Below are 9,790 nucleotides of genomic sequence, written 5' to 3' on the forward strand. Positions count from 1 at the left end.
GCCGCGCGGTCACCAGCTCGCGGTGGGATGCCTCGGAAATGAACTGGACTCACAAACCGCATCACTATGCGGCCATCCATTTCCACGAGGACGACATCTATGATTTCGGATGGGGGACGGATTTCACCTTTGTCATCCCCGAGCATATGCCATCGGGCGCCTATGTCATGCGGCTGGAATGCGACGGGGCCGAAGATGCGATCCCGTTCTTCGTGTGCCCCCCGCTGGGGCAGCGCCGCGCCGATCTGTGCGTGCTGGTCTCGACCTATACCTACACGATCTACGGAAACCATGCGCGGCCCGATTTCGACCCGGCGTGGAAGGACAAGTTCGCCGCCTGCAACGCCTATCCCTACAATCCGGCGGAATATCCGCAATATGGCCTGTCGACCTACAACTACCACCGCGACGGGTCGGGGGTCACCCATGCGTCACACCGCAGGCCGCTGTTCAACCTGCGTCCCGGTTTCATGACCTTCGGCAATACAGACTGTTCCGGGTTGCGGCATTTTCCGGCGGACAGTCATCTTCTGAGCTGGCTGCACGCCAAGGGGATCGCCTATGACGTGGTGACTGACCATGACCTGCATGCGCATGGGGCGGCGGCGATCGAGGGTTACAAGACCGTCACCACCGCGACCCACCCAGAGTATCACACCGGAGGCAGCCTGGATGCTTTGCGCGACTTCCGCGACGGCGGGGGCAACCTGATGTATCTGGGCGGCAACGGGTTTTACTGGCGCATCGCGGTGCATCCCGAGAATGACAGCCTGTTGGAGATTCGCCGCGCCGAGGATGGCATCCGCGCCTGGGCCGCCGAGCCGGGCGAATATTACAACGCGTTCGACGGCACGTATGGCGGGCTGTGGCGGCGCAACGGGCGCACGCCGCAGGAGCTTGTGGGCATTGGGTTCGCGGCGCAGGGCGAGTTCTTCGGCGATCCTTATCGGCGGGTCTGTGTCGACCCGGCCTATGACTGGGTCTTTGACGGGGTCCAGAACGAAGTCATTGGCGATTATGGGTTTTCCGGCAATGGCGCGGCGGGGTTCGAGCTGGACCATATCGACTATCGCTTGGGCACGCCCGAGGACACGGTGCTGCTGGCGCGATCGGTGACGCGCGAGAACGGCTTCATGCTGGTCCCCGAGGAGCAGCTGACCCATCTGACCAACCTGACGGGTGGCAAAGAAGAGGACGCGATGCATGCCGACATGATCCTGGCCCGGTATCCCGGTGGCGGGCAGGTGTTTGCCACCGGTTCGATCACCTTTTGCGGCAGCCTGCCATGGAACGGGTTTGACAACGATGTCTCGACACTGTTTCACAACGTCCTGACGCGGTTTCTGGGGATGGACGCCGACGAGTGATCGGAGAAGGTGGAGGAGTGGGCAAAATCTGGGGATGTTTGTTTATGATGGCGGGTTCACAGCAGAGGAATTGCCATGAATGTGCGAGTCATCGTCGAGACGACACTTGAGAACGGAACCACGAAGCCGCGGCGCCTGGGGCGCTTTTCCCGCCCCTTTCGAAGTTGTGAACGGCGGGGCAATACTCGGCCACGGTAGCGACGGCATAGTGTTGTCGCGGGCGGCGTAAAAGTCGTCCACTTTTGCCTTTCGGATTTCGGGAGGGCTTGGGGATATACACCGTGGAATTGTATTTGAAGGTGCGTCACGCTCATTTCCAGGATGGATTGAGCGGGCGTCAGATTGCCCGGGATTTTGGGATCAGCCGGGACAGTGTTGCGAAGATGTTGGCCTATTCGGAGCCGCCGGGATATCGGCGGACAGCGCCGATCAGGCACCCGAATCTGGATGCGTTCACCAGCCAGATTGACCAATGGCTTGCGGAAAACAGGGGCCGCCCGCACAAGCAGCGTCACACCGCAAAGCGTATTTTCGAGCGGTTGCGGGACGAGTGCGGTTTTGATGGCAGCTACACCATCGTCAAGGATTACGTTCGAGACCGGAAGCGGACCGGCAAGGAGATGTTCGTGCCGCTGAGCCATCCGCCCGGTCATGCACAGGCCGATTTTGGTGAAGCGCTTGTCGTGATCGGCGGCGTCGAGCAGAAGGCACACTTCTTTGCCCTTGATATGCCGCACAGCGTCGCGTGCTACATCCGGGACCGCTATGACCGTCCCGGCAAGGGCAATGACAAAGGGGCCGTGGAGGGGCTGGTCGGCTACGGACGTCGCAACTTCATGGTGCCGATCCCGTCCTTTCCGGATTGGCACGCGTAGTCATTGGTAGCAGTGCCGAGGTGATCGTCGAGCATTCGCGCTCCTATGACACCGGCGACATGATGTTCGATCCGCTGCATGACCTGGCGCTGATCGAACGCAAGATCATGTCCTTCGATCAGGCTGCGCCTTCTGCAGCGCTTCGAGATTGAAGCGCTGCATCTTGCCATCAAAGATGCCCTGCGAATGGGAGCGGTCAGTTTCGATGCAATCAAGCACCTGATCTTGTGCAGGGTCGAGCAAAGGCCTCCGAGGCTGGATCTGGATGTTTATCCCTTCCTGCCCAGAACCAACATCACCACCACCTCCGCCACATCTTACATGAGCCTGCTGGCAGGGGGTGGGGCATGACGGATGCACCCGAACTGCTGTTGGCCCACCATCTCAAAACGCTTCGGCTGCCGACGTTCCTGCGTGAACATGACAAGCAGGCCCGTATCTGCGCCGCTGAAGGCGTAGATCACGTGCGTTACTTGGCCCGGGCTTGCTATATGAGGGCCTCACGCTCCAAGGCGCTCGCGCCAAACTGGCCGACTTTTGCTCCGCCGTTGACAGCGACATCTCCGCGATGGTGACCAGCTTCCCGGCCTATGTGTTGTGTCGCGGAGGATCACACAGACCCTCCTGGATTGAATGTAATGATGTAAAATTTTGTTTGAAATTCAATAAGGTATCAAGAACTCTGCCCCGAAAGGCGTGCGTAGTATGCCCTTAATACCCGTTGGTTCCGGTTGCTGGTTATCTTGCCCAGGCGAACAAAAACGGGAAAAAACTGTGGGTAAGACTATTCATACCATGCTGCGGGTGCTCGACGAGGAGCGCTCGGTTGCGTTCTACCAAAAGGCGTTTGGCCTAGAGGTCGCGGAGCGCCTCGATTTCACCGAGTTCACGCTGATTTACCTCAGCAATTCCGAAACGGAATTCGAGGTTGAGCTAACGGTGAACAAAGGCCGAACCGAGCCCTATGACTTGGGCGATGGCTATGGCCACCTGGCGGTGTCGGTCGCCGATCTGGATGCCGAGCACGCCCGGTTCGAGGCCGAGGGGCTGGCGCCGCGCAAGTTGGTGAAATTCGCGCCTGACGGCCGGCTGGTCGGGCGTTTCTTCTTCGTCACGGACCCCGATGGTTACCAAATCGAGGTGCTGGAGAGGAGCGGCAGGTTCAAGTGATCACACAGGCGAGGAGGAGGCCCGCGCCGCAAATTCCAAGGGGAGGAAAACATGACAGAGACAGCAAGCAACCGGGGCTTGACCCGGCGCCAGCTATTGTCGCGCGCGAGCGCGGCGGGGGCTGGCTTTGTGATCGGGGCGGGGTTCATCGCCGCGCCCGATGCGGCTTGGGCCGCTGAGACCCAACACCTCGCGCCCGAAACTTTCGCGACGTTGGTGCAGATGGCGCGCGATATCTACCCGCATGACCATGTGTCCGACGAATATTACGTGATCGCGGTCAAGGACTATGACACGGTCGAGGCCGCGCCCGGGGTCGAGGCGGGCATCGCCGCGCTCGATGCCGCTGCGCAGGGCCGTGGCTTTGCGCGTTACCTTGCCATCAGCTGGGAACGTGATCGGGTCGACTTGTTGCGCGTGATCGAGAAGGGCGCGTTCTTCCAGCAGATCCGGGGTGGGCTTGTCACTGGCCTCTATAACCAGAAGGCGATCTGGCCGCTGTTTGGTTACGAAGGCGAGAGCTTCAGCCATGGCGGTTACATCAACCGTGGCTTCGACGACATCAACTGGCTCTGAGGGAGGGACCCATGGCTGCACCTTTTGATCTGAAGGACGACAGTGTTGTCGTCATCGTGGGCACTGGCGCTGGCGGAGGCGTTCTGGCCAATGCATTGGCCCAGAAAGGCATCAACGTCGTGTCGCTGGAGGCCGGAGGGCGCTATCTGCCCGAGGATTACATTAACGACGAGTGGGACAGTTTCGGTCAGCTTGCCTGGACGGACGCCCGCAGCACCAGCGGCGACTGGCGCGTGGCAAAGGATTTTCCTGGTCTGCCGACCTGGATCGTGAAGGCTGTCGGCGGCTCGACCGTGCACTGGGCCGGCGCCAGTCTGCGCTTTCAGGAGCATGAATGGAGGGCGGCTACCACCTATGGCAATGTCCTAGGGGCCAATCTCCTCGACTGGCCGATCAACGCCGCCGAAATGGCCCCTTGGTACGAAAAGGCCGAGCGCAAACTGAATGTCACCCGCACCAACGGCCTGCCGGGGCTGCCGGGCAACAACAACTTCAAGGTGATGGAGGCCGGTGCCAAGGCCTTGGGCTATGAAGAGGTGTCGACCGGGCGGATGGCGATCAACTCGACCGAGGGACAAGACCGGATGATGTGCCAGCAGACCGGCTTCTGTTTCCAGGGCTGCAAATGGGGTGCCAAATGGTCGACTGCCTATACCGATATCGAACAAGGCGAAGCCACCGGTAATCTCGAAGTGCGCAGCGAATGCCTTGCCGCGCGGATTCTGCATGACGATACCGGCAAGGTCACTGGCGTGGAATACTTCGACGCCGAGGGCAATCTGCACATGCAGGCCGCCCGGGTGGTCTGCGTGGCGGGCAATTCGATTGAAAGTCCGCGCCTTTTGCTGAATTCAGCCTCGTCGATGTTCCCCGATGGGTTGGCCAACAGTTCGGGCCAAGTGGGGCGGAACTATATGCGCCACACCACGGGGTCGGTCTATGCGGCCTTCGACAAGCCCGTGCGGATGTGGCGCGGTACGACCATGGCCGGGATCGTCCAGGACGAGGCGCGGCACGACCCGTCGCGCGGTTTCGTCGGCGGATTCGAGCTGGAAACGGTGTCAGTGGGGCTTCCCTTCGCAGCGGCCTTCCTCGATCCTGGCGGCTGGGGGCGCGAATTCACCTCGGCGCTGGACAGCTATGAAAACATGGCCGGGATGTGGATCGTGGGTGAGGATATGCCGCAGGAAACCAACCGGATCACCCTCAATACCGAGCTTCTGGACCAGTTTGGCCTGCCAGCGGCGAATGTGCATTACGACGATCATCCTAACGACGCGGCGATGCGCGATTACGCCTATGCACGTGGCGGGGAGATCTACGATGCGGTGGGCGCAACCCGGGTCTTCCCGACGCCGCCCTATCCGTCGACCCACAATCTGGGCACCAACCGGATGTCGGAAAAACCGCGCGACGGGGTGGTGAACCGGCATGGGCAGAGCCATGATATCGCCAACCTCTTCGTGTCGGACGGGTCGCAATTCACCACCGGCGCGGCGGAGAACCCGACCCTGACGATCGTTGCGCTGGCGCTTCGTCAGGCGGAATATCTGGCATCCGAGATGAATGCCGGTAGTATCTGAGGACAGCCGCGAAATCCAGGCGGGGGCGCGATATGCCGCTCCCGCCTCTCGCGCCATCAGGGAGGAGACCCCGCCATGTGCAGATTGTTTGTCGGTGCCGATCCGCAATTCTGGGAAAGTCAGACCCGCTCGATCCGGATGGACGGGATGGTCACCAGTGTCCGGCTGGAAAGCATGTTCTGGTCGGTGTTGGAGGAGATCGCTGCGCGCGACGATCTGAACGTGCCCCAGCTGTTGCACCAGCTTTACAACGAGTCGCTGGACGAGGGGCACGACATCGGCAATTTCACCTCGTTTCTCAGGGTGTGCTGCCTGCGCTATATCGATCTTCAGTTACGCGGCCTTTTGGTGACCAATGTCTCGGGCGAGGGTTATTCGACTGAAGAGATCCTGCGGCTCGAGGCGGTAAACCCGCGCCGCCCGTGCAAGATCGACGTCGGCAGCGGCCGCCCGAACTGACCCGCCGCCGAGCGGCTTACCCAACCCGCTCGGCACGCCATGTTGTGCAGGCTTTGCTTTCGAGAGTTGCTGGCTTGTATCTTCGATCTCTCGTTGGAGGACGAGGATGAAAGCCGCGGCAACGCCGTTGCACGGAATTTGGCAACCCCCTAAAGTGTTCCGGCCAGTTATGCGAACCGCCCCGTCAGCCTGCATGTCTATCCCGAGCGTTTGGTTGTCATGGTCGAAGACCAGAGTGTTTGCACGCATGAGCGCATCATAGAGCAATCGCACCATAAGCCCGGAAAGGTGATCTATGACTGGGGTCATTATCTGGCGGTGATCCAGCGCAAACCCGGTGCCCTGCGGCAATGTCCAGATCCGCAACCGAGGCAACGAACTTCCCGGTCGTGGGATCAAGGGCGTCAAAGCGTGCCTCGCCCTCGATCCACGTGCCGTTCACATAGGCGCGGGCTTCAAGAAGGCTCGGGTCCTTCAGGGACAGGGTTCATCATGTCCTTCATCTCAAGCCCCTTTTACGGCGTCGATCGACGTCTCAAGGATGTCCAGCGCCTCGGCAAAGACAGCGTCGGGGATGGTCAGCGGCGCAAGGAAACGGATCACGTTGCCATAGATGCCGCAGGTCAGCAGGACGAGCCCGCGGGACAGAGCTTCGGCCCGGATGGCATTGGTCATCTCGGGGTTCGGGGTCTTGCCGTCAGCGGTGTTGAACTCGGCCGCGATCATGAAGCCGGGGCCGCGCACGTCGACCATTTCCGGCACGCGCGATCGGATCGCATTGAGCCGCTGTTTCAGACGCGATCCCAATTCAATGGCGCGGTTGCACAGGTCTTCTTCCTCGATCACGTCCAGCACCGCGTGGGCGGCAGCGATCCCAAGGGGGTTGCCACCATAGGTGCCGCCTAGACCGCCGGGTGCGGCGGCGTCCATGATTTCGGCCCGGCCGGTCAGCGCGGCCAGCGGCAGCCCGCCGGCCAGACCCTTGGCCATCGTGGTGATATCGGCGGCAACGTCATAGGCCTCCATCGCGAAGAGGTTCCCGGTGCGGGCAAAGCCGGTCTGAACCTCATCCGCGATCAGCAGGATGCCGTAGGTATCGCACAACTTGCGCAGACCGCGAATCAGATCCGCGGGCGCGGGATAAAAACCGCCTTCGCCCTGGACAGGTTCGAGGATGATTGCGGCCACGCGATCAGGATCCAGGTCGGCCTTGAACAGCTTTTCGATCCCCGCCAGCGCGTCCTTGGTCGAGGTGCCATGCAGCTCGACCGGGAAGGGCACATGGAAGACGTCGGGCATCATCGCCCCAAAGCCCTTCTTATAGGGCGCAACCTTGCCCGTCAGACTCATCCCCATGAAGGTTCGGCCGTGGAATCCACCACCAAAGGCGATGATGGCATTGCGCCCAGTGGCGGCGCGGGCGACCTTGATGGCGTTTTCAACGGCTTCGGCCCCGGTGGTGACAAAGACAGTCTTCTTGTCGAAGTCGCCTGGCACCTTCTCGTTCAGCCGTTCGGCCAGACGGATGTAATTCTCGTAAGGCAGAACCTGATGGCAGGTGTGGGTGAAGGATTCGGTCTGGCGGCGCACGGCCTCCATCACTCTCGGGTGGCAGTGGCCGGTGTTCACCACGGCGATCCCGGCAGCGAAGTCAATATAGCGCTTGCCCTCGACGTCCCAGACCTCGGCGCCAGAGGCGCGGTCGACATAGACTTGCGTCTGCATGCCGACACCCCGAGAGATGGAGGCATCGCGACGGGCGGAAATTCCAGAGTTAAGCATTTTGATGACCCTTTTTACATGAAGAGTGAACGCTTTGTTCCCCGACCGCATCGCTGCGATCTGTGGGAATCAGAGGTTGTGAGGGAGAAGTTGACGTATTGGTTCTGGCCTTAGCCCATTTTCTCACTTGCGTAGGTTCCAGGAGAGGCTGGAAAGACCACCGTTTTGTCGCCGTTTAGGAACGCTCGGCGGTGAATATGGGCGTGGACTGCGCGTGCAAGCACCTGGCTTTCTACATCACGGCCTAGCGAGACATAGTCTTCGGGCGATTGAGCATGAGTTACGCGGATTGTGTCTTGCTCAATGATCGGCCCTTCATCCAATTCGGCAGTCACGTAGTGCGACGTTGCTCCGATCAGTTTCACCCCGTGTTCAAAAGCCTGCTTATAAGGATTGGCGCCTTTGAAGCTGGGGAGGAACGAATGGTGGATGTTAATGATCCGACCAGACATTTTCTGGCAAAGGCTGTCGGAGAGGATCTGCATGTATCGAGCCAGGACGACCAGTTCGGCACCGGAATCTTCGACCACCTGCAAAAGCTGTGCTTCAGCTTCGGGCTTGTTGTTTTTTGTGACCTTGATGTGATGAAAAGGCAGATCGTGGTTCACCACCACTTTCTGGTAGGTCATGTGGTTCGAGACGACACCGACAATTTCGATCGGCAGTGCACCGATGCGCCAGCGGTAGAGAAGATCGTTCAGGCAGTGCCCGAAGTTTGAGACCATGATCAGGACTTTCATGCGGTCGGCGCTGTCGTGGATTCCCCACTCCATGCCAAAGTCCTGCGCAATCGGGTCGAATCCTTTGCGAAGTGTTTCCAGGTCCGCCCCAGTTTCGGGTGAAAAGCTGATGCGTGCAAAGAAGCTATCGGTTTCAACGTCGTCGAACTGCGAGGCGTCCGTGATATTGCACCCCTGTTCCGCGAGAAAGCTGGATATGGCAGCAACAATACCTCGCTTCGAGGTGCAGTGGACGGTAAGTAAATAGGTCATGAGTTTGTTTCTTTCAGCTCCATCATGATGCCTGGATGGCGAGGTTCCGAGTTCTGGGTAGACCCTTCTGATCACAGAGCGCGTTGAGCGTATTTAACAGGAGGCAGGCGATAGTCATCGGTCCGACGCCACCCGCCACTTCGGCGTAGCTGTCAAGTGGCAATCCTCGATCAGCCGGGTCTTGCCCTCGCCCTTCTCGAGCGCGTCAATACGGTTGATGCCCACGTCGGCGACCGTGGCGCCCGGTTTGAGCCAGTCACCGGTCACCATCTCGGGGTAGCCGACGGCTGCTACGACGATGTCGGCGCGCTTGACTACCTCGGCGATGTCCTTGGTGCGCGGGCGCGCAATCGTGACCGTGCAATTTTCCTTGAGCAACAGCTGGGCCATCGGTTTTCCGACAATGTTCGAGAGGTCAATGACGACAGCATTAAGTCCGGAGAGGCTGGGATGGTGGTCTTTCAGCATAAGCAGACAGCCGAGCGACGTGCAGGGTACCATGGATTTCTGACCCGTCCCGAGGAGACCCACATTGGAAATGTGAAAACCGTCCACGTCTTTCGCAGGGTCGATCGTGTTGATGACCAGCTCTGCCTCCAGATGCGGCGGAAGTGGAAGCTTCACGAGGATCCCATGGATCGTCTCGTTGCGGTTTAGCGTTTCGATCAACCCGAGGGGATCGGTCTCGGACGTGTCGGCAGACAGCTTATGCTCTACTAATTTCATGCCGATCTCTATGGTCACCCTGCCCTTGGAGCGCACATAAGCTTCGCTCGCGGGATCATCGCCGAGCAGAACCACGGCCAAACCGAGTTGGCCGTGGGCGGCATAGGCCGCGGCCTGTTCGGGCACACGGGACCGAACATTTGCGGCTAATGCCTTTCCATTGATTGTTTGCGTGCTCATGGTAGCTTTTCGGTGAGTTCCGGCACTGCCTCGAAGAGGTCGGCGACGAGGCCGTAATCGGCCACCTGGAAGATCGGCGC

The 9,790-nt window shown here is 60.0% G+C and carries 7 protein-coding genes and 5 pseudogenes; 8 read left to right on the forward strand and 4 right to left on the reverse strand.

Going from position 1 to position 9,790, the window contains the following annotated elements; translation table 11 throughout:
- The 8 genes and pseudogenes from RBB32_RS21035 to RBB32_RS21070 all read left to right on the forward strand — a co-directional run.
- A partial coding sequence (locus RBB32_RS21035; RefSeq protein WP_371931095.1) for a N,N-dimethylformamidase beta subunit family domain-containing protein occupies positions 1 to 1,367 on the forward strand: 1,367 nt, incomplete at its 5' end.
- Positions 1,368 to 1,693: 326 nt separating this feature from the next.
- A pseudogene (locus RBB32_RS21040) lies at positions 1,694 to 2,593 on the forward strand (hypothetical protein).
- Positions 2,590 to 2,724, forward strand: a pseudogene (locus RBB32_RS21045) (ATP-binding protein); the annotation flags it as partial. The pseudogenes RBB32_RS21040 and RBB32_RS21045, both read left to right, overlap by 4 nt.
- Before the next feature lie 292 nt (positions 2,725 to 3,016).
- Positions 3,017 to 3,412, forward strand: a complete 396-nt coding sequence (locus RBB32_RS21050) for a VOC family protein (protein WP_306155693.1) — start codon at positions 3,017 to 3,019, stop codon at positions 3,410 to 3,412.
- A gap of 51 nt (positions 3,413 to 3,463) precedes the next feature.
- Positions 3,464 to 3,988, forward strand: coding sequence for a Twin-arginine translocation pathway signal (locus tag RBB32_RS21055; RefSeq protein WP_306155695.1), 525 nt, complete (start codon positions 3,464 to 3,466; stop codon positions 3,986 to 3,988).
- Positions 3,989 to 3,999: 11 nt separating this feature from the next.
- Entirely contained in the window at positions 4,000 to 5,571 is a 1,572-nt protein-coding gene (locus tag RBB32_RS21060; protein WP_306155697.1) for a GMC family oxidoreductase, read from the forward strand.
- 75 nt (positions 5,572 to 5,646) lie between these two features.
- On the forward strand, positions 5,647 to 6,030 hold the full coding sequence (locus tag RBB32_RS21065) for a ribbon-helix-helix domain-containing protein (protein WP_306155698.1): 384 nt from the start codon (positions 5,647 to 5,649) through the stop codon (positions 6,028 to 6,030).
- Between the two features lie 153 nt (positions 6,031 to 6,183).
- A pseudogene (locus tag RBB32_RS21070) lies at positions 6,184 to 6,378 on the forward strand (IS21 family transposase); the annotation flags it as partial.
- A 156-nt stretch (positions 6,379 to 6,534) separates the two neighbouring features.
- Here RBB32_RS21070 and RBB32_RS21075 read toward each other — a convergent pair.
- The 4 genes and pseudogenes from RBB32_RS21075 to RBB32_RS21090 all read right to left on the reverse strand — a co-directional run.
- Positions 6,535 to 7,812, reverse strand: a complete 1,278-nt coding sequence (locus tag RBB32_RS21075) for a 4-aminobutyrate--2-oxoglutarate transaminase (protein WP_306155699.1) — start codon at positions 7,810 to 7,812, stop codon at positions 6,535 to 6,537.
- Positions 7,813 to 7,922: 110 nt separating this feature from the next.
- Positions 7,923 to 8,804 carry a formyltetrahydrofolate deformylase gene (gene purU, locus RBB32_RS21080; RefSeq protein WP_306155701.1) on the reverse strand — a complete coding sequence of 294 codons (882 nt, stop codon included), beginning with the start codon at positions 8,802 to 8,804 and terminating at the stop codon, positions 7,923 to 7,925.
- A 22-nt stretch (positions 8,805 to 8,826) separates the two neighbouring features.
- A pseudogene (locus RBB32_RS21085) lies at positions 8,827 to 9,710 on the reverse strand (tetrahydrofolate dehydrogenase/cyclohydrolase catalytic domain-containing protein).
- Positions 9,707 to 9,790, reverse strand: a pseudogene (locus RBB32_RS21090) (electron transfer flavoprotein subunit alpha); the annotation flags it as partial. The pseudogenes RBB32_RS21090 and RBB32_RS21085, both read right to left, overlap by 4 nt.

The organism is Roseovarius sp. MMSF_3281, from assembly GCF_030733685.1.
Lineage (GTDB): Bacteria > Pseudomonadota > Alphaproteobacteria > Rhodobacterales > Rhodobacteraceae > Roseovarius.

Bases quoted from the DNA above. Each gene is read 5' to 3' on its own strand.
- RBB32_RS21055 (WP_306155695.1), top strand. From the start codon at position 3,464: ATGACAGAGACAGCAAGCAACCGGGGCTTGACCCGGCGCCAGCTATTG.
- RBB32_RS21060 (WP_306155697.1), top strand. From the start codon at position 4,000: ATGGCTGCACCTTTTGATCTGAAGGACGACAGTGTTGTCGTCATCGTG.
- RBB32_RS21065 (WP_306155698.1), top strand. From the start codon at position 5,647: ATGTGCAGATTGTTTGTCGGTGCCGATCCGCAATTCTGGGAAAGTCAG.
- RBB32_RS21075 (WP_306155699.1), bottom strand. From the start codon at position 7,812: ATGCTTAACTCTGGAATTTCCGCCCGTCGCGATGCCTCCATCTCTCGG.
- purU (WP_306155701.1), bottom strand. From the start codon at position 8,804: ATGACCTATTTACTTACCGTCCACTGCACCTCGAAGCGAGGTATTGTT.